Source organism: Pseudovibrio sp. Ad26 (genome assembly GCF_001623285.1).
Taxonomy (GTDB): domain Bacteria; phylum Pseudomonadota; class Alphaproteobacteria; order Rhizobiales; family Stappiaceae; genus Pseudovibrio; species Pseudovibrio ascidiaceicola.
In genome coordinates this window covers 212523-235743 of the sequence record NZ_LMCE01000088.1, presented here as the reverse complement: position 1 = coordinate 235743, position 23221 = coordinate 212523, and the positions used below count along the sequence as shown (strand labels likewise).

Annotated in this window: 23 protein-coding genes; 12 read left to right on the top strand and 11 right to left on the bottom strand. The window is 51.1% G+C overall.

Annotated features, from left to right (window positions below; translation table 11 throughout):
* Nucleotides 1–260 precede the first annotated feature (260 nt).
* From PsAD26_RS18255 to PsAD26_RS18215, 9 genes are all read left to right on the top strand, one after another.
* Nucleotides 261–2006, top strand: a complete 1746-nt coding sequence (locus PsAD26_RS18255) for a glycosyltransferase family 39 protein (RefSeq protein ID WP_208985750.1) — start codon at nucleotides 261–263, stop codon at nucleotides 2004–2006.
* Nucleotides 2003–3067: a phosphatase PAP2 family protein gene (locus PsAD26_RS18250; protein WP_063311585.1), complete on the top strand. Its 1065-nt coding sequence runs from the start codon at nucleotides 2003–2005 to the stop codon at nucleotides 3065–3067. The genes PsAD26_RS18255 and PsAD26_RS18250 overlap by 4 nt, the downstream gene beginning before the upstream one ends.
* Nucleotides 3068–3120: 53 nt before the next feature.
* Nucleotides 3121–3897 (top strand): glycosyltransferase family 2 protein, encoded by a 777-nt coding sequence (locus PsAD26_RS18245; protein ID WP_063311584.1) that lies wholly within the window; start codon nucleotides 3121–3123, stop codon nucleotides 3895–3897.
* Entirely contained in the window at nucleotides 3897–4214 is a 318-nt protein-coding gene (locus PsAD26_RS18240) for a lipid-A-disaccharide synthase N-terminal domain-containing protein (protein WP_057464408.1), read from the top strand. The genes PsAD26_RS18245 and PsAD26_RS18240 overlap by 1 nt, the downstream gene beginning before the upstream one ends.
* A gap of 579 nt (nucleotides 4215–4793) precedes the next feature.
* Nucleotides 4794–5816 carry an amino acid ABC transporter substrate-binding protein gene (locus PsAD26_RS18235; RefSeq protein ID WP_063311583.1) on the top strand — a complete coding sequence of 341 codons (1023 nt, stop codon included), beginning with the start codon at nucleotides 4794–4796 and terminating at the stop codon, nucleotides 5814–5816.
* An 84-nt stretch (nucleotides 5817–5900) separates the two neighbouring features.
* Entirely contained in the window at nucleotides 5901–7103 is a 1203-nt protein-coding gene (locus tag PsAD26_RS18230; protein ID WP_063311582.1) for an ABC transporter permease subunit, read from the top strand.
* A gap of 1 nt (nucleotide 7104) precedes the next feature.
* Nucleotides 7105–8223 (top strand): amino acid ABC transporter permease, encoded by a 1119-nt coding sequence (locus PsAD26_RS18225; RefSeq protein WP_063311581.1) that lies wholly within the window; start codon nucleotides 7105–7107, stop codon nucleotides 8221–8223.
* A gap of 39 nt (nucleotides 8224–8262) precedes the next feature.
* Nucleotides 8263–9060, top strand: a complete 798-nt coding sequence (locus PsAD26_RS18220; protein ID WP_063289166.1) for an amino acid ABC transporter ATP-binding protein — start codon at nucleotides 8263–8265, stop codon at nucleotides 9058–9060.
* 135 nt (nucleotides 9061–9195) lie between these two features.
* Nucleotides 9196–9981, top strand: coding sequence for a hypothetical protein (locus PsAD26_RS18215; RefSeq protein ID WP_063311580.1), 786 nt, complete (start codon nucleotides 9196–9198; stop codon nucleotides 9979–9981).
* A gap of 50 nt (nucleotides 9982–10031) precedes the next feature.
* Here the strand turns inward: PsAD26_RS18215 and PsAD26_RS18210 are convergent, their stop codons facing one another.
* Both PsAD26_RS18210 and PsAD26_RS18205 read right to left on the bottom strand, forming a co-directional pair.
* Complete coding sequence (locus PsAD26_RS18210; RefSeq protein WP_063311579.1) at nucleotides 10032–10931, bottom strand: hypothetical protein; 900 nt, start codon at nucleotides 10929–10931, stop codon at nucleotides 10032–10034.
* A gap of 94 nt (nucleotides 10932–11025) precedes the next feature.
* Nucleotides 11026–12141, bottom strand: coding sequence for a serine protease (locus tag PsAD26_RS18205; RefSeq protein ID WP_063311578.1), 1116 nt, complete (start codon nucleotides 12139–12141; stop codon nucleotides 11026–11028).
* A 97-nt stretch (nucleotides 12142–12238) separates the two neighbouring features.
* Here PsAD26_RS18205 and PsAD26_RS18200 point away from each other — a divergent pair, with 97 nt between their 5' ends.
* Nucleotides 12239–13267 carry a hypothetical protein gene (locus tag PsAD26_RS18200; protein WP_063311577.1) on the top strand — a complete coding sequence of 343 codons (1029 nt, stop codon included), beginning with the start codon at nucleotides 12239–12241 and terminating at the stop codon, nucleotides 13265–13267.
* A 101-nt stretch (nucleotides 13268–13368) separates the two neighbouring features.
* Here the strand turns inward: PsAD26_RS18200 and PsAD26_RS18195 are convergent, their stop codons facing one another.
* Nucleotides 13369–13986: a TetR/AcrR family transcriptional regulator gene (locus tag PsAD26_RS18195; RefSeq protein ID WP_084403733.1), complete on the bottom strand. Its 618-nt coding sequence runs from the start codon at nucleotides 13984–13986 to the stop codon at nucleotides 13369–13371.
* Between the two features lie 87 nt (nucleotides 13987–14073).
* Here PsAD26_RS18195 and PsAD26_RS18190 point away from each other — a divergent pair, with 87 nt between their 5' ends.
* Entirely contained in the window at nucleotides 14074–14877 is an 804-nt protein-coding gene (locus PsAD26_RS18190; RefSeq protein ID WP_063311576.1) for an HD domain-containing protein, read from the top strand.
* Nucleotides 14878–14883: 6 nt separating this feature from the next.
* Here PsAD26_RS18190 and PsAD26_RS18185 read toward each other — a convergent pair whose 3' ends face one another.
* Complete coding sequence (locus PsAD26_RS18185) at nucleotides 14884–15471, bottom strand: TetR/AcrR family transcriptional regulator (RefSeq protein ID WP_063311575.1); 588 nt, start codon at nucleotides 15469–15471, stop codon at nucleotides 14884–14886.
* A gap of 100 nt (nucleotides 15472–15571) precedes the next feature.
* Here PsAD26_RS18185 and PsAD26_RS18180 point away from each other — a divergent pair, with 100 nt between their 5' ends.
* The gene (locus PsAD26_RS18180; RefSeq protein ID WP_063311574.1) at nucleotides 15572–16186 is read left to right on the top strand and encodes an NAD(P)H-dependent oxidoreductase; all 615 of its coding nucleotides are present in this window, start codon (nucleotides 15572–15574) and stop codon (nucleotides 16184–16186) included.
* 61 nt (nucleotides 16187–16247) lie between these two features.
* On the opposite strand, the gene sseA is transcribed toward PsAD26_RS18180, so the two are convergent.
* The 7 genes from sseA to PsAD26_RS18145 all read right to left on the bottom strand — a co-directional run bounded on the left by sseA (nucleotide 16248) and on the right by PsAD26_RS18145 (nucleotide 23037).
* Entirely contained in the window at nucleotides 16248–17093 is an 846-nt protein-coding gene (gene sseA, locus PsAD26_RS18175; RefSeq protein WP_063311573.1) for a 3-mercaptopyruvate sulfurtransferase, read from the bottom strand.
* 3 nt (nucleotides 17094–17096) lie between these two features.
* A complete protein-coding gene (locus PsAD26_RS18170) occupies nucleotides 17097–17822 on the bottom strand; it encodes an alanyl-tRNA editing protein (RefSeq protein WP_063311572.1) in 726 nt (241 codons plus the stop codon).
* Nucleotides 17823–17891: 69 nt separating this feature from the next.
* Nucleotides 17892–18536: a LysE family translocator gene (locus PsAD26_RS18165; RefSeq protein WP_063298980.1), complete on the bottom strand. Its 645-nt coding sequence runs from the start codon at nucleotides 18534–18536 to the stop codon at nucleotides 17892–17894.
* A gap of 99 nt (nucleotides 18537–18635) precedes the next feature.
* Nucleotides 18636–19364: an SDR family NAD(P)-dependent oxidoreductase gene (locus PsAD26_RS18160; protein WP_063311571.1), complete on the bottom strand. Its 729-nt coding sequence runs from the start codon at nucleotides 19362–19364 to the stop codon at nucleotides 18636–18638.
* Nucleotides 19365–19435: 71 nt separating this feature from the next.
* Nucleotides 19436–20866 (bottom strand): cardiolipin synthase, encoded by a 1431-nt coding sequence (gene cls / locus PsAD26_RS18155; RefSeq protein WP_063311570.1) that lies wholly within the window; start codon nucleotides 20864–20866, stop codon nucleotides 19436–19438.
* 198 nt (nucleotides 20867–21064) lie between these two features.
* Nucleotides 21065–22102 carry a cysteine synthase A gene (locus PsAD26_RS18150; protein WP_063311569.1) on the bottom strand — a complete coding sequence of 346 codons (1038 nt, stop codon included), beginning with the start codon at nucleotides 22100–22102 and terminating at the stop codon, nucleotides 21065–21067.
* A 245-nt stretch (nucleotides 22103–22347) separates the two neighbouring features.
* The gene (locus tag PsAD26_RS18145; protein WP_063311568.1) at nucleotides 22348–23037 is read right to left on the bottom strand and encodes a hypothetical protein; all 690 of its coding nucleotides are present in this window, start codon (nucleotides 23035–23037) and stop codon (nucleotides 22348–22350) included.
* Nucleotides 23038–23221: the final 184 nt, after the last annotated feature.

The following is a 23221-nucleotide window of genomic DNA, read 5'->3' as shown; positions in this document are numbered from 1 at the left end:
AACTGTACCGCTCACGAATAATCCACGTAATTCCCAAGCTGATCTTTGATTTTGATTGTTCTTAGAAGGTGCGGTCTTGGTGCTTCAGGTGCTCTTCAGCTTTCCGACCAAGGGTACAGTTTATGGATTTAGGCCCACCGTGCATTTGAGTGGGGAGTTTTGGGGAATGTGTTCCAGATGGTCAGCTGCGTATTGTTCTCAGGGAGCAACAGGCTCTTAGTCTGTGTTTTTTCGGGAGTTTGGAGGACCTTAGGGCGGTTATGTCTGCGCAAATGAATCTTGCAATGTCTGTGAGTGGCGACGAGGTTGAGAGGCCTGAGCAACAGGCTCTCTGGCTTCGTATGGCAGGGCGCGACTGGTTGGCTCCGATTATTCTTCTGCTTTTATGTTTGTGCTTGTACCTGCCCGGGTTGATGACTGTTCCTCCGCTTGATCGTGATGAACCGAGATTTGCTCAGGCCTCCAAACAAATGATGGAGACAGGCAACTATGTTTCCATCCACTATCAAGAGCTGGCACGGAATAAAAAGCCGATCGGAATTTACTGGACGCAAGTGGGTGTTGCCAAGCTATTGGGATATGGAGAGCGAGCGCCGATCTGGGTTTATCGCCTCCCGTCTGTCATTGGCGCAATTGCAGCTGTGTTGCTGACGTATTGGGCTGGGCGAGCATTCTTCCGGGAGCAAGAGGCCTTTTTAGGCGCACTGCTTGTTGGGTTAGCTCTCATTTTAAATGTTGAAGCGCATTTGGCAAAAACGGATGCGGTGCTTTTGGCTTGCGTGATGTTGTCTCAAGGAGCGCTGGCTCGTGTCTGGACGGCACAACAGAGTAAAGCGCTCTGGACATATGCCATGCTTTTTTGGTTTGGGTTGGCGCTGGGCACTCTTATCAAGGGGCCGATTATTCTAATGGTATGCGGCCTAACCATCCTGTCTTTATCGGTTTGGGAAAGGCGTGTTTCGTGGTTGGGGGGATTAGCTCCAATCTCCGGTTTTCTGCTGTTTCTTGCATTGGTTACACCATGGCTGGTTGCTATTTACATTGAGACAAGTGGTGCCTTCTTCCGGGACGCTCTTGGTGCAGATCTTTGGGGTAAAGTGGGAACAGGGCGAGAGTCCCACGGTGCTCCACCACTCACACACCTCTTAATCAGTTTCGTAATTTTCTGGCCAATCCCTTCTTTTCTCCTTGTGATTTTTAAGGGCATTAGGCAAGAATTGAATCAAGTTTGTTATAGATTCTTGTTGTGTTGGCTGATCCCGTCGTGGGTCATATTTGAATTGGTTTCAACGAAACTGCCTCACTACACACTGCCGATGATGCCAGCGTTGGCGTTGCTGACGGCGGGTGTGTTGACGACTGACGGGGCAAAGCAGGTCGGTATTTATTGGCGATACGCCTCTGCGTTTTTGTTCCTGTTGGTGCCGTTGGGCATTTTTATTGCTGTTGTTGTTGGACCTTTGCTGCTTGATCTCTGGCCGTCTCCTCCCGGTGTTGTGCTGTGTGGGTTGGCTGTCATTGCTGCGTTATCAGCCACTCGTAAACTGATTGCGGGAGAACTCATCGGGGCATTGCCGACGGTGGGGGCTTCCGCATTGCTGATGTTTGTCGGCTTCTGGGCTTTTTCTGGCCCAGCCCTGTCGACCATCTGGATTTCGAGCCGTCTTGCCGAAGCTGTTGAGCAGCTTCCGGGATGTGAGCGGAAAGATGTTGCAACAGCAGGTTTTTATGAGCCCAGCTTCGTATTTTTGCAGGGCACGCAAACAAAACTACTTGGCGCAGAAGCTGCAGCGCGTTTTCTGGCGGACGGAAGCCAGAGAAGCGGAGTGTCTAAAGGGACCTGCAGAATTGTGCTGGTGGAAGGACGGCAGCTGGATCGGTTTGATGCGGAAGCTCTTCGGTTGGGGATGAGGACTTCGGAAGTATCAACTGTATCTGGCCTGAATATCAATGGCGGTAAAGCATTGCTGATACATATTTTTTCTGCGGGCGGGGCGACGCAATGACTGATAATGGCTCCATAGATACCTTAGAACGTCCAGCTCAGGACGAGGATCAACCAAAGGATAAATCCCGCGAAGCTCAGGCTTTCAAACAGGCAGTAAGTCGTGCAACGCCTTATGAGAAAAACTATAAGGAAGATGCTCTGCGGGAAGGGAGTTCCACTCCTTCAATTGTAGAGCGCCTGATTGAAGCCTTACGAGTTGCTGGCAATAATGCAAGGCAGCATATTGGACAAACCTCAGCAATTTTGAAAAACCGAAGAGCGCGGAGCTCTGTTGCAGCCGCTGCTCTCCCTCCACTTTTGAAGCCACAAAATATTGCGGCCTTATTGATTGGGCTATGCGGTCTGGCAATGGTCTTTCTGGACCATAGTAGCCCGATTTGGGCCCGGAAACTGCCTGTTGCCTATCATGATATTTTCGAGGTCATTACAGATGTCGGCAAGTCCGACTGGATCCTGTTCCCGACTGGACTATGGATTCTAGCAATGATTTTTGGCGGCTGGCAGCGCCTCCCATTTCGTAGAAAGATGGCAGTGTCGTATCTGACGATATACGGGAGTTATCTGTTCTTTGTTGTCGCTGTCAGCGGGCTGCTGGCCATTGTTCTGAAATGGAATATCGGGCGTGCCCGACCGACCCTTTTTGATGAAATGGGGCCAATGTATTTCGACTTTTTCGCGTGGGAGGCAAAGCTTTCAAGCCTTCCAAGCGGGCATTCGACAACAGCTGGTGCTCTGATCGTTGCTTTAGCATTGATTGCCCCCAGACTTCGGTGGCTGCTTGCTGTTGTTGGGCTTTGGATTGCTGCCAGTAGAGTGATTGTAGGAGCGCATTATCCTAGTGATGTTGTCGCTGGCATTATCATAGGTGGGGCATTTTCTTATTGCTGTGCCCGTTGGATGGCTCGTCGGCGGATCGGGTTTTCATTTGATGATAAAGGCGGTGTGCAACCGGTCATGAGCAGTATCTCTGCGGCTTTATGTTTGAGGTCCTGGCGGGCAGCGCGATCTGACAGTTTTTCTCCCGTACAAAAACAATCGGAGACACTCCGGGCTGATTGAGGTTGTTGTCCTTAGCCTGAGCGGAGTTCCGTCTCAGGGTAGGGGTAACTGGAATGACCAAGAGTGCCGGTGTAAATGAGATTGACGTCAGCGTTGTTATCCCTGCGAAGAATGAGAGAGATAATCTTCCTCCTTTGCTGGATGAGATTGCGGAAGCTCTGAAGGACTACAGATTTGAAGCCATTGTGGTTGATGATTGCTCTACTGACGATAGTCTAGAGGTGTTGCGGCGCTATGCGTTGGAACACGGCTTTTTGCGGTTGATCCATCATAAACGGTCTGGTGGGCAGAGTTGTTCTGTACGCACTGGATTGTTGCATGCGCGGGGCACGTATGTCGCCACGATCGATGGCGATGGGCAGAATAATCCGATCTATTATCGTGAAATGCTTGAGGCGATGGAGAAGGGTGGTGTGCGTGTTGGTCTTGCTGCCGGGCAAAGACTGGGGCGAAAAGCCAGCCTCTTCAAACGTTATGCTTCTAAAGCGGCTAACAAGCTGCGTGGAGCAATTCTCAAAGACAATACGCGGGACAGCGGGTGTGGGCTCAAATTGTTACGGCGTGATGTGTTTTTGAAGCTGCCGTACTTTGACAGCTGGCATCGTTTTTTGCCGGCCCTTGTGATCCGTGAAGGATATGAGGTGGTCCACGTGGATGTGGTTGACCGTGAGCGTGAGCACGGTGTCTCGAAATATGGGATCTTTGACCGAGCGCTTGTTGGGGTTCTTGATCTGTTTGGTGTTTGGTGGTTGCGCCGACGCCGTAAAGTCATTCCCGAAGTGGTGATGGTGACAGATTCGGATGTGTCTCCTGCGAAGGAGGACCATTGATGTTCTCGGGTTTGTATGACTGGCTTTATGATGTTTTTGTCGCTCAATGGGACTTCTGGGTTCTTTGGGGATTTGTCGCGCAATTCATGTTCATGATGCGTTTTATGATCCAATGGATTGCCTCTGAGCGGGTGGGGCGATCCATTGTCCCAGTGGCTTTCTGGTTCTTCTCAATAGGGGGCGGATCGCTCCTTTTGACTTACGCTATCGTCAAGAAGGATCCGGTTTTTATTGCGGGACAGGGCCTCGGATTGATCATTTATTTCCGAAATCTATGGCTTATCTACAAGGAAAAACGCAAGGACCCGAATTTCTAGGCGATTTATCCGCAATAAATGCAATCTGAATACACGAGTATAGTTGAACGCTATTTGCCCATAGGGAAGATAGACTTCCTTGTGGGATTTTCGTAAAATTGCGTATTATTTGTGCAGTGGGATTGTAAAGGTTAGTGTGAAATACGTATTTTTGAAGAAAATTGCTCAGATTTTGCGGTCAGTTTTTAAGGTTAGTTTTTTCATTGCGCTTGTAGCCTAAGTAATATTTCCTCTCTATTTCAGTATTGTTTGGATTAATTTGTTTGCTGGTGTATAAAGAACTATATTTTGCAATTTTGATTAATGGTTAAAGCGCGTGCAACTGAGATATAAATTGCATAGAAACTTTGCAATCGTTGATGAATAGCACCTCGTAGACTAACTTATTAATAAAAACCTCTTGACGTTTTTAGAGAAATATCATCGAATGCTTAGCGAGGAGTGGTTGAAGCCAATAGGGGGGCTTTAAGGACATGCGCTGACATGTCTGTCTTGGGTGTTTTTCTTAGAGGAGGAAAATAGCCTGCTACTTCCGGTGATGAATTTTAAAATTGGACAAGAAAAAGAGGCTCCAATTCTATGAAAAAAATGATCCTTCCAGTTGCGCTGGGTGCAGCGTTCGCAGCGACTGCTCTGTCTGCAGCATCTGCTGGCACTCTCGAAGACGTGAAAGAGCGCGGTACGCTGCGCTGCGCGGTTTCCACTGGTCTTGCAGGCTTTTCTTACACCGACGAAAACGGCAAATGGCAGGGCTTTGACGTTGACTATTGCCGTGCAGTAGCTGCTGCTGTTCTTGGTGACCCGGATGCAGTTGATTTCTCACCAACCACTGGTAAGACCCGCTTTACTGCGCTGGCTTCCGGTGAAGTAGACATCCTGTCCCGTAACACCACATGGACATTCTCCCGTGATGCAGACCTGAAGTTCACCTTCCTTGGTGTGAGCTATTACGATGGTCAGGGCTTCATGGTGAAGAAGTCTCTTGGCGTTGCTTCTGCTAAGGAACTGGACGGTGCAACCGTTTGTATCCAGACTGGTACAACGACTGAGCTGAACCTGTCTGACTACTTCTCAGCAAACAACATGTCTTACGAGCCGCTGTCTATTGAGACAAACACCGAAGGTCGTGCAAACTACCTTGCAGACGCTTGTGACGTGTACACCACCGATGCTTCCGGTCTGGCAGCTTCTCGTGCGACATTCGAGAATGCAGACGACCACATCGTTCTTCCTGAAATCATCTCCAAAGAGCCTCTCGGTCCGCTCGTACGTCATGGCGACGATCAGTGGGCAGACATTGGCCGCTGGGTTCTGAATGCAATGAAGATTGCGGAAGAAAAAGGCATCACAGCTGCAAATGCTGACGATCAGGCTGCAAACTCCAAAGATCCAGAAGTTAAGCGTCTGCTTGGTTCTTCAGGTGAAATGGGTGCATCCCTTGGACTGGGCAATGACTTCGCTCTCGTAGCTATCAAAGCCGTTGGTAACTATGGCGAAATGTTTGAGCGTCACCTCGGCACACAGACCAAAGTTAACCTGGCTCGTGGTTTGAATGCGACATGGACCGAAGGTGGTCTGCAGTACGCACCTCCATTCCGTTGATCTGACCTTGATCTGACAAAAGGGGCGCTGTTGCACGATGACAGCGCCCTTTTTTCTAAGCATAATAAATAAGGCGGGCTACTTATGAGCACTTCAACCGTACCAGCCGATAATAGCTTCCAGTTGTCGCAACTGTGGCGAGATGCTCGATACAGGTCTTATACGATCCAGATTATCGCGCTTATCGTTGCTCTGTCAGTTGTGATGATGCTCATCGGCAATGCTGTCGAGAACCTCGAAGCACTTGGCAAAGATTTCAATTTCGGTTTCTTATTTGAGCCAGCAGGCTATGACATTGGTCAGATGCTGGTAGAATATACATCCGCTTCAGGACACTGGAAAGCGGCACTTGTTGGCTTGCTCAACACATTGCTGGTTGCCTTCCTGGCTTGCGTGACTGCAACACTCATCGGCGTTTTTGTCGGTGTTCTGCGTCTCTCCAATAACTGGGTCGTCTCTCGCTTGATGGCGGTTTACATTGAAGGCGTTCGTAACGTGCCGCTGCTGCTGCAGATTCTGGCATGGTACGCTGTCTTCATTCATGTGTTTCCAACCCCTAAGCAGGCTCTTAAAGCACCAGTTATTGAAGGGGCGGTTTATGCAACAAACCGTGGTTTCTATGTTCCTGGATTGACCTTCGATGGTGGCTACCAGATTGTTGTTGCAGTTTTGCTCGCTTCCATCGCTGGCATTTTTGTATTCCGTCGTTGGGCACGTCAGCGTCAGGAAACGACTGGTCAGATTCTGCCCGTGGGCTACATCAGTCTTGGTATTTTGATTGTACCAGCCGTTTTGGCTTACTTTGCTTCTGGTATGCCGATTGGTCTTGATTATCCTGTTGCAGGTCGCTTTAACCTGAAGGGCGGTCTCAAAGTCGGGACTCCGCTTATCGCTCTTTGGTTTGCGCTTTCCATCTACTCTGCAGCTTTTGTTGCGGAAATTGTCCGCGCGGGCATCATGGCAATCAACAAGGGACAGACTGAAGCTGCGTATGCTCTTGGCCTTCGTCCAAGGCGGACCATGAGCCTTGTTGTTCTGCCGCAATCCTTGCGCATTATCATTCCACCAATGATCTCCAACTACCTGAACATCACCAAGAACTCATCCTTGGCGATTGCAGTTGGTTACATGGATCTGACTGGCACACTGGGCGGTATTACACTGAACCAGACTGGCCGTGAGATGGAGTGCATGTTGCTTCTGATGGCAACATATTTGTTGATCTCGCTGTCTATTTCAGCAGTCATGAATTTTTATAATGAATCCGTAAAGCTGAAGGGGCGCTAACATGAGTGAAAATAATTTCGCCTTTGTCTCGACCTCTGAAAAGCCTCAGTTGCCACCTCCCCAGGGTACAACTGGTGCTGTCGGCTGGATCCGTGAAAACCTGTTCTCGTCGCCGCTCAACACTATTTTGACGCTACTTTCAATCTTTGCGGTGTATTCGACCGTGCCGGGTGTGGTCAATTGGGCGTTTGTGGACTCTGTTTGGAACGCGAACTCTCTGGATGAATGCCGGGCACTGACAGACAATGGTGCTTGTTGGGCCGTTATTCGTGAGCGTTATCACCAGTTCCTATTTGGTTTTTACCCGAGCGAGCTTTACTGGCGTCCGATTCTGGCCTTCGCGCTGCTGTTTTTGGCCCTTGTACCAGCCCTTTGGGATGGCATGCCAAAGCGTGGTACTGCGTTGATGGCTTCTCTGGCATACCCATTTGTGGCGTTCTGGCTGATTTGGGGTGGTTTTGGTCTTGAGCCGGTTTCCTCCACTAAGCTGGGCGGTTTGTTGCTGACCATGATTATCGGTGTGTCCGGTATCTCGTTCTCGCTTCCTATCGGTATTATTCTTGCGCTGTCTCGCAGTTCTAACCTGCCTATTGTGAAGTCTCTGGCGGTTATCTTCATTGAGTTCATTCGCGGTGTACCGTTGATTACCTTGTTGTTTGTTGCGCATGTTCTGCTCAACTACTTCCTGCCAAAGGGCGTGAACTTTGACATCGTGCTGCGTGTTGTCATCATGGTGACCTTCTTTGCCAGTGCTTATATGGCTGAGGTTATTCGAGGTGGTCTGGCTGCGTTGCCAAAGGGGCAGTATGAAGCTGCGGATGCGTTGGGTCTTGGATATTGGCAGAGCATGCGTCTGATTATTCTGCCGCAGGCGCTCAAGATTTCCATCCCAGGTATCGTGAACACCTTTATTGGCTTGTTCAAAGACACCACACTGGTTTTGATTATTGGCCTCATGGATCCTCTTGGATTGGTTGCGCCAACGCTCGCTGACCAACGTTGGAATGGTATTTTTGTGGAACTTTATGCGTTTATCGCGTTCATGTTTTTTATCTTCTGCTTTGCAATGTCCCGATATTCGATGTATTTGGAACGCAAACTGCATACCGGCCATCGCTAGTCGCCTGGCGCAAGCCAAGAGAAACTCGGAGAATTAAAAATGAGTGACGCAAATCTCGCTGATGTTCAGGCGGACCGCTCAAAAATGCAGATTTCTGATACCGATGTGGCTATCGAAATCAACGGCATGAATAAATGGTATGGTGACTTTCATGTTCTGCGCGACATTAACCTGAAGGTTATGCGCGGCGAGCGGATTGTTATCTGTGGTCCATCGGGTTCTGGAAAGTCCACTATGATCCGCTGTATCAACCGTCTTGAAGAGCATCAGAAGGGCCAGATCGTTGTTGATGGTATTGAGCTGACTTCTGACCTCAAGAAGATTGATGAGATCCGCCGTGAAGTTGGTATGTGCTTCCAGCACTTCAACCTGTTTCCGCATCTGACCATTTTGGAGAACTGTACGCTGGCTCCAATCTGGGTTCGCAAGATGCCTAAGAAGCAGGCTGAAGAAGTTGCGATGCATTACCTTGAGCGCGTGAAGATCCCTGAGCAGGCCAACAAGTACCCAGGTCAGCTTTCCGGTGGTCAGCAGCAGCGCGTGGCGATTGCCCGTTCGCTCTGCATGAACCCGAAGGTCATGCTGTTCGATGAGCCGACATCCGCACTTGACCCTGAGATGATCAAGGAAGTTCTGGACGTGATGATCGGTCTGGCGGAAGAGGGTATGACCATGCTTTGTGTGACCCACGAAATGGGCTTTGCCCGTAAAGTGGCAAACCGCGTGATCTTTATGGATCAGGGGCAGATTGTTGAGCAGAATGAGCCAGAGCCATTCTTCACCAATCCGCAGCATGAACGTACTCAGCTGTTCCTCTCCCAGATCCTCAATCACTGATCCGGACAGAGTTCCCAATTCAAAGCCTCGCTGTTTCAGCGGGGCTTTTTTCTTGTCTGCTGTTGGCGTTTTCACAGTTTACCCGCCGACACGTCCTTCCTTGCAGAGCATAGCTCTCAACAAGGAAAAATAAAAATGGCAAACTTTGAGTTATATAAAGGTATCGTGCAGCATTCCCCTAAATCCTGCGGTGCGTACTGCGTGAATGCGGCACTTGCTGAGCTTGGATTTCTTCCAACTGCAACTAACGTAAAAACGATTGACGCAGCTGATGTAACGAAGGGCTATAGTCTCACCAATGAGAATGCGCGTATCAATCTATGGCGTTTGAGTTATCTCACTGGTTTTAGGTTGCGGGTTGCTGAGGAGGTTACGAAAGAAGCCTACAAAGTGTCTGGAAACCTAGAGCTGCAACCGCCAAAGGCAACCTATAAGACAAATGATGGTAGTCAGGACTTGGAAAACAGCCCGTCTGGCATGGTTGCAGTTGCGAGCACCCTCGCACCGAGTCTGTTGAATAACATTGCTTACTATACAACCTTCGGTGAAAACCTGTTTAAGAGTTTTAATGTACAGAATGCAAAAGGGGGGAACTTATTTGATAGAGAAGTCGATCTTATTAAAAGCGACTTAAAACAGAGTGCTACTTCTTCGAATGTCTCTAATATTCCCTTCCAGCTTTGTCAGGTGAACCTTATTCTGGTGCAGTATGCGAATACAAATACAATGCATTGGGTTGCTGGCATCCGACATCCAACAGAAGCTAATAAAGCGATGATTTATGATCCAGCGACAGGTGATGTTCTAGAGATCTCGACCATCGGGAGCTTCGAACTTCAGACCCAAAACAAGAAGCCAGCTACACAAATTGGCCCGAACTCCTATGAGTTCCCCGGTATCTGGATTCGGCTGGGTGCTTAGTGTGTTGTGCTGAGAGTTTAGTCATTGAGAGGTTCGGGTATTTCGGCCTCTCAATGTTCAAGTAGGTGTGCCTTGGTCTTTTCTCCAGAGACTTCAAGCAGACCGTAGTCTCTCAGCAGCTTCAGGTTTCTTAGAGTAACGATCCCACGACATTCTGATAAAACGCCCGGCGATATTGCTGGCCAGTTGATTGGCCAGCCGCCGTCATCTTGTTGTTGATTGATGAGAGCCTCCAGATGAAGCTGGAGTTCATCCTTTGTGAAGAATGAGGATGCGGGGCCATCGGGACTTGTGGCAAACCGCAGTGGGGAGAAGACATAGTCCTGTGCGTTTGGGTCAAAGCAGGTGACTTGTCTCACTAACTTCCGAAATTCTCGCAAAGGACGTTCCGTCCGTTGAGTATCTGGATGAGCAGCAAGAAAAAACAGAGCATTTTGAATGGAATGAGGGCGTGTTGCGTCGAGTTTATTCAGCGCATTCCAGCAGAAATCTTCTGCATGTTTCATCCATTCATGAGAGATGCCATTTCTCCAAAGGTAGGAAAGGATCACGGCGGTCGGGTTGATTGAGCTGGGTTGCGGCTCTTTGCACGACCACCAAGGTGCATGTGGAGCAGTTTCAACCGTTGGGTGCGAAAATGGTAAGCCGCCATCAGGGTTTGTGAGTTCAGGAAGCGCGTTGCATATGGACAGGAACTTGCTGGGGGCTGCTCCGACGCTATCTAAGAATTCCATCGCAATAGCCTGATCAATGGGCTGTGGGTCAGACGCACGTTTGTCTGGTTCCAAACCATAGCCAAAAAGGCCATTTTCGTGCTGGTAGGCGGCTAATGCCTGCTCGACCTGTTTCGCTGATGCTGCTTCAAAGTGAAATGAAAAGAAGTGCCTTTCAAGAAGCCTTGCATTGGAAAAAATATAATCTCGTGCGCGTGCAAGGTTTGGATAAGCCATTGTCATTCCAAGTCATTGGTAGGGACGCAGTTCAATATTGCCAAGTATCGTAGACTATGATTTGTGAGTGCTCAAGACGTCAACAAGGAAGCATTTACAAAGCCTGTGCGCTTCTAACTGCGGCGCGCAGGCCTCTGCGTTGGGCGCCGGGGCTGCTCCAGGATTTGAGGAGGAAGTCGCGGATGTCAGCATGGTGGGCTTTGGTGAATTGGGCTACTTCCAATGCATCTACGATGCGAGAGGTGCGGATGCCTTCGTTGGCGACGTAGGCGATCTGGTCTGGGTGTCTGCGTGCGGTTGCCCGGGTGATGGGCTCGCCGTCCTTGCCCAGAATATCACCTGCTGTGTTGGTTTGCGGAATTGCCATGTGGTGCACGGCGACAACTTCCCAGCGGCTGTTAAAGACGGGGGAGCCAGAACTTCCCTTTTGCGTATCGCCGGAATACCAGCAAAACATGTGTGCATCAGTTCCATTTTCAATATGCAGAAGGTGGTTGTTATGGACGATCACGGCTTTGTTGCGTCCAAGGGGATGCTGAATGATATTAATCGGATCTCCTTTCTTGATTTTGCCTTGCTTGCGGATGAGGGCGTGCCAGCCATAATGGTCCAGTGGAATGAAGCTTGGGTCTTCGTCCACGACTGCAACGATTGCGATGTCCAGTTCTTCACTTGCCCAGAAAAAGCGGTCTGGTTCTATGGAACAGATTTTTGAGGGCGTCTGGTTGCCGATGCGGTTTGCTTCTGCTCCCAGCTCAAAGAAGTGTTGGCGGGCTTCGTGCTCACTTGGCAAAACATGATGGTTTGTCATGATGAGACCATGGCCGACCAAAAAGCCGGTGCCGAACCTAAGCCCTTCAACATGCTCAATTCTGCCAACTGAACGAGCGGCATAAAGGCCGTATTCAAAGAACTCGATCGGGAGAAGATCGTTGCGCGTGCCGATCAGAGCTTCATTGCCCAGCCTAGAAAGATCTTGCGTATCATCCTCAAAGATTGAGGGCTGTGCGGAGATGGCATGACCTTCTGACAAGGCAAGTGATGCCTGTCGTTTTTGGTAGAGCTTCAGACGTTCCCGGCTATCTGTTTCTGCTTGCGTACCTGCAAGAATTGCGCTGCGCGTCTTATTTAATTCCCCGAGGCGGGACTGCACTCGCTGTGTCGCTTTTTCAAGTAATACGTTGTTTAAACTTTGTAATTTAAGGGTCATGAAAAGTACCTTTAAATTGTTATCTGCATATGGCAAGCTTAATCATAAACTCACCTCTTGTGTAAAGTTTATCTGTAAATCTAGGAGGGGGAATACTATGAAAATTACATATGATGAGTTTTTGAAGCTTGCAAGGGATCCAAACGTTTCTGAGGAACAACTTCTGAAGTACTGTGATGTAGTTGAGCACTCTGGTGCGTTTGACATACAGTTTCGAATAAAGCCTGACATGGTGCAGATGACTGAGGCTGATCAGGAGTTTGAGAATGCTCTTCAGATCGGTAATTGGGCCTCTCGTATACGTCGGTACTGGCGGTTCAAGGATGCGCTCAGGGATCATCCTGAACGACCTATGCTGATTTCAGAGGGAGATAGCTGGTTTCAGTTTCCGATCCTGATTGATGACGTCATTGATCATCTCAGCGCGCATTTCAACATTTACTCCTTAGACGCTGCCGGGGATACGGCGCAAAATATGGTGTATGGTGCGAACCGGGCGCGTCGCCGCGAATATCTTTCAGCGCTGCGAGACTACAAAGATCAGGTGTCCGGGTTCCTGTTTTCGGCTGCCGGGAATGATGTCATTGGCGAGGATCCGGATACCGGTGTTGCTGTGCTCTTCGATGTCCTGAAGGACTTTAACGGTGATATTACTGATGTGGAGGGGCACATTGACCGCTTGGTGTTTGATGAGAAACTTGCTTTCCTCAAAGGAGCTTATGAGCGGGTGATCAGCGACATTCGCGGTGTTGCGGAACTGCAGGAGATGCCTGTCTTCGTGCATGGCTACGATTACGTGTTCCCTTACAGATGGGAAGGGGATACGCGCGACCCGCTGCATGCTGCGCAAGATGAGTGGCTGGGTGAGCCGCTGTCAGATCGCAATATTCCAAGCGTGCTGGGGCGTAAGATCATCAGTGCTATGTTGGATGAGCTTTATAACATGCTTGATGGTCTGGCCGCGAGCGATGCCAATGTCATCGTGGTTGACTGCCGAGGGGCTATGCCAAATCTGACGGACTGGGTGGATGAGATCCACGGCACGTCTGATGGATTTGCGAAGGTGGCGAGCCGGTTTAAAGCCGCTATTGATCAAGCCCTTGTTGCGCAAGGTGCTATGACCTGATCAGTCATTACTTGGCACTACGAACGCACCGATCCTGGGGATTGGTGCGTTCGTTGCTTTGCCGATGATGCGGTGTGCTGTGATGCGCTGGCATGCAGATATCATGCAAGAATTTGCTCGATGCCTGCTTTTGCTGTGAGTTCCAGTTCGTCTCGTGAGGTGCCGGAGCGAGCGCGCAGGGACAGGCCGTTCAGCAGGCAGCCCAGAAGGTTGCCGGTGATTTTAGCGGTTTGTTTTGGTTGGACTTTCTGGTCTTTGATCGCCGCCTCTACAGTTTCGCGCATGGTCTGGTCGATTTTGTCGAGGACCATTTTCAGGACTTCTTTGATCTCTTCATCTGCGCCAGCTTCGGATGGGGCTGTGCAGGTGACGAAGCAGCCCATTGGGCCGCCATCACTCTTTGATGCTTTGGGTCGGTAGATCTCCATGGCCTGCATAAAGACCTTCTCCAGCCCACGTGAGATGTCTGTCTCGGACAGGATTGCTGCTTCTGTCCGTTTGCCCATCATTTCGGCGAAGTGCTCCAGGCACTTGATGTACATGTCCTTCTTGGAGCCGAACGTGGCGTAAAGGCTTGGGCGGTTGATTCTGGTCTCTGCGGAGATCTGATCCAGGCTGGTTGCTGAGTAACCGTTTTCCCAGAAAATCCGCTGAATTGTGTTCAGCGCTTCGTCTTTGTCAAAAAGGCGCGGGCGTCCGCGTGGGCGTGATGGACTCATTTATGTATCGCTTCGCATAAAAATATTGAGCTCAGAATATTGATGCAATACGGTACATAATTATTTTTGTCTTTGGAAGAGAGAGTGATGTCTGGAACAGCAAAGCAGTGCGGGGCCTCTGCGCAGGTGATGGGTAGCCTGAACTGGGGGATGCGTGAGGGAGCATACAGCAAGGGGCGATTGACGCCTTTGGAGCATCTCAAACTGGTTGGTAATCTGGTGCGCACTCAGTTGGTTGAGCTGGGGGATGGCGTGAAAGACCGGATGGGCTTGTTAGCGCCGGTTTCTTCTGAGCTGGAGGCTTTGCTGCCTGCTAATACAGCATTGGTGCGTGATAGCCTGGATTTTGCTGTTGAGACGCATGATACGAGATTGTTGCATCACAGCTGGCGGACTTATCTGTTTGGCGTGCTGCTGGGGGAGTATGCGGGTGTGCCGTTTGATCGGGAGCTTTTGTTTTCAGCAGCTATTTTGCATGACAGTGGGCTGATCAACAATCGCGAGACCCATGTGTATGAGTGCTGCTTTGCTATCTCTGGGGCGGAGGTGGCCTGCCATCATTTATCAGCTTGTGGACATGACAGTGATACGGTGCATAAGGTGGGGGATGCGATTGCGCTGCATCTGAATGCCTATGTGTCGGCGCGGGTGCATGGGGACGAGGCGTATCTGGTCAATCGCGGGGCGATGTGTGATCTGTTTGGGGCAGGGCATCGCCGTCTTGCCAAGTCCAGCGTGGATGAAATTATGCAGAAGCATCCGCGAGAGGGTGTGATTGAGGCGCTGGAGTTTGAAACTGCGGACCATATGAAAGGCACGCGACCTTATGTGCTGACCAAGCTGACAGGTGGCAAAGCGCCGAAGACTGCGTTTGATATCTACGGCGTATAGCGCTGTTCAGAGCACCAGTGAGAGCAGCTTTTGAACTTCAGCGTGTTGCTCTTGCGTGTCTTTATACTCACCGCAGACACGGCCAATGGCGACGTGGATCATGAACGCACGAACAGAAACTGCTCCCAGTTTTGGATCTATAGGCCGAATAGATTTGTCCTGCTGGCCTCTTTCCACAATACTTTGAAAGAGCGTATCAATGCTGATTGCGACATTGACGAAATTTTCTGCTCTGATGCCTTTTTCCCAGCCTGCAACGTCAATAAAGATGCGCAGGAATTCTGGTTGATTTTCAAAGTATTCCAGAATTTCCATGAGAGATTGATTCAATAAATCGCGCCCGTTCAAAGGGCTGCTTTTTGCTGCTTCCTGGCAGCTATCCACGCAGGTTTTCAGCTCCTTCAAACCGATCTCGGCAAACAGCCCAAGCTTGTCGCCGAAGTGGGCGAATAGTGTGCCCTTGGAAACGTTGGCTTGCTCCGCAATGCTTTCTGTGCTGACCGCATTGAAGTTGCCTTCATTGAACAGGTTTGTTGCTGCCACCAAAATGCGCTGGCGGGTTTCCTGTGCTCGTTTTTGTTTGCCCTGAAGCATGGTTCCCTCAATCTGAATAATATGACTATGGTCAAAAAATAAATTGACTCCAGTCATATTTTGAAAATAAGTTGACCGCAGTCAAATAAATGGAGTTCCCATGACAAACAGGATATTTGTGTTTAGCGGTCATCTCGGAGAGGATCGCTTTGGGCATGCACTTGCTGAAGCTTATGGCGAAGCTGCGCGTCAAGCGGGTGCGGAGGTTCGTGTGATGCGCCTGAGCGCCATGACCTTTGAAAGTGCGTTGCTCTCAGGTGATTTTAAAGGAAATCAGGAGCTGGAGCCGGATGTGGCTGCTTTTCAGGAGAACCTGAAATGGTGCAGTCATTGGACGCCTGTTTATCCGTTGTGGTGGGGTGGTATGCCGGGCCAGATGAAAAGTCTGCTGGACCGTGCCTTGCTGCCGGGCGTTGCCTTCAAAATGGTGGAAGGGGAAGAGCTTCCCGTGAAGCTTTTTAAAGGTCGTAGCGCACGTGTGATTATCACCAGTGATACAGCAGCGCATTACTATGACGAGCTTTATGACTGTGCTCATGACAAGATCATGGGGCGTCAGATACTGGACTTTATCGGGTTTGAAGAGCACAGCTTCAAGATGTTCTCGCCAATGTATCTGGCGAGTGAGGATGAGCGTGCTTCCTGGATTGCTGAAATAACTGAGCTTGGCAAACAGGACGCAGTTGCGCGACAGGATGTGTTAGCCGTTGCATAAAGAAAAGCCCTGCAAGTCAGTGACTTGCAGGGCTTTGTTGCGAATATGATTCTGGTTTAACTCAGGCCGGCTCGCTGATGACTTCAGTCTTAGAGCTTGAGCCCCATTCGGTCCATGAGCCATCGTAAAGTGCGTTTTTGGTGAAGCCAACTTGTTCCAGAGCCAAGGTGATGACAGCTGCTGTCACGCCTGAACCGCAAGAGGTGATCACCGGAGTGGAGGCGTCCACACCAGCCTGTGCGAAGATGTTCTGCAGGTCTTCTTTGGAGCGCAGCTTGCCGTCGTTCAACAGCAGGCCAAATGGCAGGTTCAGAGCGCCTGGCATGTGGCCGGCACGTACGCCTTCGCGTGGCTCTGGTGCCAGTCCTTTGAAGCGCTCTGGTGCGCGTGCATCAAGCACAAGGTGGCTGCTGGTGTCCATGGCGTCCTGCACCTCATCGAGGTTGCGGACCATGTCGTTGTTCAACATGGCTGTGAAGTGGCGTTCCATGCGGGCAGGCACTTCGTCGGAGACCGGATATCCTTCTTCCTTCCACGCAGGCAAGCCACCGTCCAGCACGAAGACGCTCTTTACCCCAAAGGCACGGAACATCCACCAGACGCGTGCGGCGGAGAAAATGCCCATGCCATCGTAGACAACGATGGTCTGGCCGTCACCAATACCCATCTTACGCATTTTAGAAGAGAATATGTGCGGTTCCGGCATCATGTGCGGAAGCGGGGAATTCTGGTCGGAGACCTCGTCGATATCCATGAACAGTGTGCCGGGAATATGCTCTTGCTCGTATTCCTTTTTAGCGTCGCGATCCATGGCAGGCAGATACCAGGAAGCATCAATGATAACTACATCAGGAGCATCAAGGTGATCCTTGAGCCAGCTTGTCGAAACAATCGGGTCCTGAGCCATGTTTTAGTCCTCCAACTGGATACGGACGCGTCTGTTCTGACGGCCTTTTTTCTCAATCTTAGTGATTACAGCTTTGCCAATCTGTGCGGTTTGTGACACGTGCGTTCCACCGCATGGCTGCAAATCAACGTCTTCCCCAATTCTTATCAGTCTTACCCGTCCGCTGCCCATAGGTGGTTTTACACTCATGGTTTTTACAAGGCCAGGATTGGCAGTTAATTCATCGTCTGTGATCCATTCCTGCGTCACGGCATGATCACCAGCAATGAGGTCCTGAAGCTTGCCGGACAGCTCTTCCTTGTCCAGTGCTGCCTCGGGAATATCAAAGTCCAGACGGCCTGTGCCATCGCTGATCTGGCCACCGGTGACCGGGAAAGGCAGAACAACGGAGAGTAAGTGCAATGCTGTGTGGACACGCATGCGCTTGTAGCGGGTCTCCCAGTCAATGTGCGCGGTGATTTTTGTGCCGCTGGTCAATCCTGCTGGAAGCTCGGTGCCCTCAGTTGGTACATGCACAATCTGGCTGCGGTCTTTGGAATAGACAGCTGCTGCGACTGGAATGCGGGTGCCATCTTCCAGCTCAAGAGAGCCACAGTCGCCCGGTTGGCCGCCGCCATTGGGGTAGAAGCAGGTCCGGTCCAGAATGATGCCACCTTCCGGTGTGATTTCACTTACAACCGCTTCGCTGCTGCGCAGGTAAGCCTCTTCTCGGTACAAATGTTCGGTCATGGAATAATCTCAAATGGATTGAAACAGGTGCGCCATGAAATGAATTGGCGCACCTTTTAACTGGTGATCTTAAGCGGTGGAGCGGGCGCTGAGCAGCTTCACAGCGAAAGCTGCCATGATGCCGGCGAAAGAATAGTCGAGGATGCGCATCACCCGCGGTGAGCTGCGCAGGAACTTGGAGACAGCAGAGGCCCCAAACACCATTACCAGACTGCTTGGCACGTTCAGCAGAATGAAAAAGAAACCAAGGAACAGCAGTTTGGAGGTTGCGTATGGATCAGATGCGGACACAAACTGTGGCAGGAAGGTTACGAAGAACAGCACAACTTTCGGGTTGAGCAGGTTGATCGTGACAGCCTTTGCCCAGATGGCTCTTGGTGTTTCGCGGGATGCTTCGCCTTCTTCCAATGAGAGGGCTGAGCCGTTGTGCAGGATCTGGAAGGCCAGGTAGACCAGATAGAGCGCGCCCACTGTTTTGAGGATTTGGAAGGCAAACTCAGATGCAGCGAGCAGCGCGGAGATGCCGATGGCTGCCAGAAACGCATGGATCATGATGCCGTTTGTTGCGCCGATGATCGCAACCAGTCCCGCTTTGCGACCTTGTGTGAGCGTTTTGCTCATGAAGAAGGTCATGTCCGGTCCAGGGGTAATGGACAGGATGAAGGCAGCAAGGGTAAAGCCCGCCATCACACTTAGTTCAGGCACAAAATACATGCGAAAGGCCCTCTGGGTTATTATTCTCAATTGGCCCTAACGTATTTTACTGCCCCCACGCAAGTCTACTGAACTGTCCTCATTATTTCGAAGGGTGCTCTAAAGAGTTTCGGGCTTATTGGAAGCATCATTGCTCGCAATGATAGCCGGGCGTATATCCATGCGAGAAATTGAGAGGTTGCCTTTAAGTTGAGCCAGAAACAAAAGCGCTTCAGATACCGCTTCGTATGATGTAGCAGCTTCCTGAGACAGTTCTTTCATGTCTTCTGTTTCCCGAAGATTGTCTGGGATGATGACATGGCTTTGCATCCCATAGGCATAGAGATCGCCTTGCAGGCTTTCAGAAAATCGAAGTATCGCTGCTTTGGTTGCCGAATAGGCTGACCACTTACTGGCGGCACCACGGTTGGTGAGGCCTGCTGTTGAGCTAATGAAAATGATTTTCCCAAAACCTTGGTGTTTTCCATGTTTCATGAAAGCCTTGGAGAGGAGCATTGGGGCTTTGAGAGTGATATCTGTTTCTACGATGATCTCTTCGTCAGATAGCTCATCGAAGAGCATACCGCCGGTGTAGCCTGAAGCGTTGTTTATCAAGATATCTAATCGGCCATATTCAGCAAACGTGTCCGCGATGATTCCATTGCAGGCTGAAGCATCTTTCACGTCCAGCAGTCTCCAATTGAGGCCCGCTTTGTCCTGCTTCTCAGAGGTGTCACGTGCTGTTGCAATAACTTCATAGCCTGCGGCCCTGAACGCAACGGCTGTCGCGTAACCTAATCCGCGTCCTGCGCCTGTAATCAAAACAACTTTTTTCTGATCTTTGGTCATTCAATCAATATTCTAATGTTCGGGGCGAGCAATCGCTTTTGCAAAAGCGATCAGTGGCCAAGAAAAAGGATCTACAAAATGGGTGAGAACAGACGAGCGGCTTGGGCGAGGACGCGGAAGGCGTAGCGGCGGTTGTTGAGTTCGAGGCGATCTGTTTGTCGGGCGCCTTTGAAATCCTGTTGCAGCATCTCTTCGGTTTTCCTGATCATATTCTGGCCTGTGAACCAGAGTGTGATCTCGAAGTTGATGTTGAAGGAGCGGTTGTCGAAGTTGACTGTGCCGATGCCTGCCAATTCCTCATCGATGAGGATGACTTTTTCGTGCAGAAAGCCTTCCAGATAACGATAGACCTTGATGCCATGGCTGGCGAGGTTATCTGCATGGGCGTAGCTGGCGAGCCAGACGAGCCAGTGGTCGGCTTTCTCCGGTAAGAGGATGCGGACGTCCACACCGCGCAAAGCGGCTGCGTAGAGGGCTGTGAGGACCTCGATGCCCGGTACAAAGTATGGGCTGACGATCCAGATGCGGTCCTTGGCTCTTGAAATGCTTTCCACGAACGTGATGGCGCAGTCTTCCTGAATGTCCGCCGGGCCTGTTGGCATGACCATGACGCTTTCCCCACCCGTTTGGGAGAAGGTGGAGGGCAGCTCCAGTTGTAATGTCTTGCCCGTTGCAAATTGCCAGTCTTCACTGAAGGACAGTGTGGCCGCCAGTGCTGCAGGGCCGGTGACTTTGACGTGGGTGTCTCGCCAGTGGCCGAACTCCTTGGACAGCCCCAGATACTCTTCACCGATGTTGTGACCGCCGATCCAGCAGTGTTTGCTGTCTGTGACCACGACTTTGCGGTGATTGCGATAGTTGAGGCGCATGGGGCCGAGCATGCGCATAAGGCGATGGCGTTTGTTGAAGGCGCTGACACGGACGCCGGCGTCTTGCAGGCGCGTCAGGTACTGGGTGGAAAGAGAGCGGGAGCCGATGTCGTCGTAAAGCAGGCAGACGCGCAGGCCTGCTTTGGCGCGTTCTATCAGGGCGTCGGCCAGCTCCAGTCCAATACTGTCTTCGCGGATGATGAAAAACTGGACGAGGACATGTCTTTCGGCGGTGCGGATGCCTTCAATGATGGAGGCAAACATCTCAGGGCCATCAATGAGCAGATCGCACTGATTGTTTTCTAAGAAGGGCACGGAAGCGACACGGGTGTGTACGCGCCATTTGTTGCTGGCTGTGCCGTCTACATACGGTGTGTGGCGGTTGAGGACGTCCGCTTCAATCTGGGAGATATCGTCCCGCACCTCGATGTAATCATCCAGCCGTTTCCACGCGAAGATGAAGTAGAGCGGGACCGTTGGCATGGGGATGAAAAACAGGGAGAGCAGCCAGGCAATGCTGCCTTGTGAGGTGCGCGAGTACATGATCTCGCGAATGGCACAAATGACTGCCAATGCGTAGAAAAGTACACTGAAAATTGCGATCAGGGGAAGAAGGCTAAATGAAGATTCCAAGCGTTACAACTCCTGTAAGGCGAGGACCTACTTATAGCTGCGCCAAGAGGATTGGTCAAAACCTCTTGGCGTATTTTGCAAAGACTTCCGTTAACGGCAGTTTGCCGTTGTTTGGCGGTGTATAAACTGCCTTGGTAATCGCTTTTTGCCTATCCTTGTCGGGGGATTATCCTCTCGGCTCAAGGATAGGCACAAGCCTCAGGCAGCTTCAAATGGAATGGCGATTTCGGACTTGCGTTCCATCCATTCTGGCACTGGCAGGCCTTTTTCGCGCAGGAAGGTCGGGTTGAACATCTTACCCTGATAACGGGTGCCGTAATCGCACAGGATGGTCACGATGGTGTGGCCGGGGCCGAGTTCTTTTGCGAGGCGGATTGCGCCAGCGACGTTGATGCCGGAAGAGCCGCCAAGGCAGAGGCCTTCGTGTTCCAGAAGCTCGAAGTTGATCAGCAGGCCTTCTTCATCAGAGATGCGGTAAGGGATGTCGATCGGTGCATCTTCCAGATTGGCGGTGATGCGGCCCTGACCGATGCCTTCCGAGATGGAGGAGCCTTCGGACTTCAGTTCGCCGTGGGCGTAATAGTTGTAAAGCGCTGCGCCGTGTGGGTCTGCAAGGCCGATCTTGATGTTCGGGTTCTTGTCCTTCAGGCCGATGCCGGTGCCGGCAAGCGTGCCGCCGGTGCCGACCGCACAGATAAAGCCATCCACTTTGCCGTCGGTCTGCTGCCAGATTTCCTGAGCGGTGGTTTCAATGTGGCCCTGACGGTTGGCGGTGTTATCAAACTGGTTGGCCCAGATGGCGCCTTGCGGGTGGGTTCTGTTCAGCTCTTCTGCAACCCGTTGGGAGACTTTGATGTAGTTGTTCGGGTTCTTATAAGGGACAGCCGGAACTTCGATCAGCTCAGCGCCTGCGATGCGCAGCATGTCTTTCTTTTCCTGAGACTGGGTCTCTGGAATGACGATGACAGAGCGGTAGCCCAGGGCGTTGCCGACCAGCGCGAGGCCGATGCCGGTGTTGCCGGCCGTGCCTTCCACGATGATGCCGCCCGGTTTGAGCGTGCCGCGTTTGACTGCGTCATTGATGATGAAGAGCGCGGCGCGGTCCTTGACGGACTGGCCCGGGTTCATGAACTCGGCTTTGCCGAGAATTTCACAGCCGGTTCGCTCGGAGGGGCCTTTGAGGCGAATAAGTGGAGTGTTGCCGATGGCTTCGATGGCAGAGGCGCGCGTATCCATAGTTTCTCTCAAATAATTCGTATGACCAAAAATCAGAATGCGGGTGTTTACCCCTTTTGAGACCACGCTACTGCGCTGACCCCACGAGAACAAGAAATGGGCTGCCAAAGGGTGCGTCAGACTAGGATATTATTCTCTTTGCGATTGCGCGTGAGAACAAAATTGCTCACGGGGTGCGTGGCTTTCGAATGAGTGCGCTAAATGCGATTTGAGAGAGTATCGATTTGCGCGCAGTCCAGTCTTCGTCAGGACCTGCTTTCCAGCCAGGTGATGGCATCCTTGGTGGCTTTCCAGAGGATCTCACCGTTCTCGCCCGCGCGCAGCATGAAGGAGTTATGGACTTCCTTTGGGACGGGCTGCACTTCCAGCAGGTTCACCTGCGTATCCAATGCCGGGGCAAAAGCTTCCTTGCGGGTGATGACAAAGCGCTCATCGGTTGGCACGCGGGACTGGTCTTTCTTCAGGCTGGCAGACTGCAGTGCTTTGTTGTGAGTGGCAGGTTGCATCACTGTGACGGCTATGGCTCTGCCATCTGGCAGCAGGTGCGTCTCATTTTGCTGGACCTCGGAATTGTAGATGACTTCGCCGTGGGTATCGATCAGCTCGACCCACAGGGTCTTGCGGCCCTCAATTTCCACCTCACCAACCCAGATGGACAAATCGCTCTCTAATGGATCGGCGTAGGGTGTTTTGGAGGGCGGAGCAACGGTGACGGCCAGATAATCCTCTGGCATGGCGTAGGTGTTGCCGTTGTCGGACTTTTCGATGAGCTGAGGGCCTGATGTTGTGGCAGGTGCGGAGGCGGGTGGCGTTTCTGCGTGCGAAGGCGCAGCCAAAGCGAGTGGCGCAGCGATGCAGGCGGCAAGAAACACTGATCTTGTGAGGTGCAACTTGAAGGTTTGCGGCAGACCGCAGGATGGTAACAGACTACTCATTTATGGCTCCCTGACTTTTACGCAGCAACTTTCCCAGAGGGGGCGCCTTATTATGTGCACTTCACTAGTCGTCACTTAGTAGTGATTATGGTAATATGCACTAGATATATTAGAGGTATACGCATTTACTTAGAGTATCTATGCCATAATAATTGTATATAAATTATGTTTCGCGTATTTATAC

Bases quoted from the DNA above. Each gene is read 5' to 3' on its own strand.
- PsAD26_RS18255 (WP_208985750.1), top strand. From the start codon at position 261: ATGTCTGCGCAAATGAATCTTGCAATGTCTGTGAGTGGCGACGAGGTT.
- PsAD26_RS18250 (WP_063311585.1), top strand. From the start codon at position 2,003: ATGACTGATAATGGCTCCATAGATACCTTAGAACGTCCAGCTCAGGAC.
- PsAD26_RS18245 (WP_063311584.1), top strand. From the start codon at position 3,121: ATGACCAAGAGTGCCGGTGTAAATGAGATTGACGTCAGCGTTGTTATC.
- PsAD26_RS18240 (WP_057464408.1), top strand. From the start codon at position 3,897: ATGTTCTCGGGTTTGTATGACTGGCTTTATGATGTTTTTGTCGCTCAA.
- PsAD26_RS18235 (WP_063311583.1), top strand. From the start codon at position 4,794: ATGAAAAAAATGATCCTTCCAGTTGCGCTGGGTGCAGCGTTCGCAGCG.
- PsAD26_RS18230 (WP_063311582.1), top strand. From the start codon at position 5,901: ATGAGCACTTCAACCGTACCAGCCGATAATAGCTTCCAGTTGTCGCAA.
- PsAD26_RS18225 (WP_063311581.1), top strand. From the start codon at position 7,105: ATGAGTGAAAATAATTTCGCCTTTGTCTCGACCTCTGAAAAGCCTCAG.
- PsAD26_RS18220 (WP_063289166.1), top strand. From the start codon at position 8,263: ATGAGTGACGCAAATCTCGCTGATGTTCAGGCGGACCGCTCAAAAATG.
- PsAD26_RS18215 (WP_063311580.1), top strand. From the start codon at position 9,196: ATGGCAAACTTTGAGTTATATAAAGGTATCGTGCAGCATTCCCCTAAA.
- PsAD26_RS18210 (WP_063311579.1), bottom strand. From the start codon at position 10,931: ATGGCTTATCCAAACCTTGCACGCGCACGAGATTATATTTTTTCCAAT.
- PsAD26_RS18205 (WP_063311578.1), bottom strand. From the start codon at position 12,141: ATGACCCTTAAATTACAAAGTTTAAACAACGTATTACTTGAAAAAGCG.
- PsAD26_RS18200 (WP_063311577.1), top strand. From the start codon at position 12,239: ATGAAAATTACATATGATGAGTTTTTGAAGCTTGCAAGGGATCCAAAC.
- PsAD26_RS18195 (WP_084403733.1), bottom strand. From the start codon at position 13,986: ATGAGTCCATCACGCCCACGCGGACGCCCGCGCCTTTTTGACAAAGAC.
- PsAD26_RS18190 (WP_063311576.1), top strand. From the start codon at position 14,074: ATGTCTGGAACAGCAAAGCAGTGCGGGGCCTCTGCGCAGGTGATGGGT.
- PsAD26_RS18185 (WP_063311575.1), bottom strand. From the start codon at position 15,471: ATGCTTCAGGGCAAACAAAAACGAGCACAGGAAACCCGCCAGCGCATT.
- PsAD26_RS18180 (WP_063311574.1), top strand. From the start codon at position 15,572: ATGACAAACAGGATATTTGTGTTTAGCGGTCATCTCGGAGAGGATCGC.
- sseA (WP_063311573.1), bottom strand. From the start codon at position 17,093: ATGGCTCAGGACCCGATTGTTTCGACAAGCTGGCTCAAGGATCACCTT.
- PsAD26_RS18170 (WP_063311572.1), bottom strand. From the start codon at position 17,822: ATGACCGAACATTTGTACCGAGAAGAGGCTTACCTGCGCAGCAGCGAA.
- PsAD26_RS18165 (WP_063298980.1), bottom strand. From the start codon at position 18,536: ATGTATTTTGTGCCTGAACTAAGTGTGATGGCGGGCTTTACCCTTGCT.
- PsAD26_RS18160 (WP_063311571.1), bottom strand. From the start codon at position 19,364: ATGACCAAAGATCAGAAAAAAGTTGTTTTGATTACAGGCGCAGGACGC.
- PsAD26_RS18150 (WP_063311569.1), bottom strand. From the start codon at position 22,102: ATGGATACGCGCGCCTCTGCCATCGAAGCCATCGGCAACACTCCACTT.
- PsAD26_RS18145 (WP_063311568.1), bottom strand. From the start codon at position 23,037: ATGAGTAGTCTGTTACCATCCTGCGGTCTGCCGCAAACCTTCAAGTTG.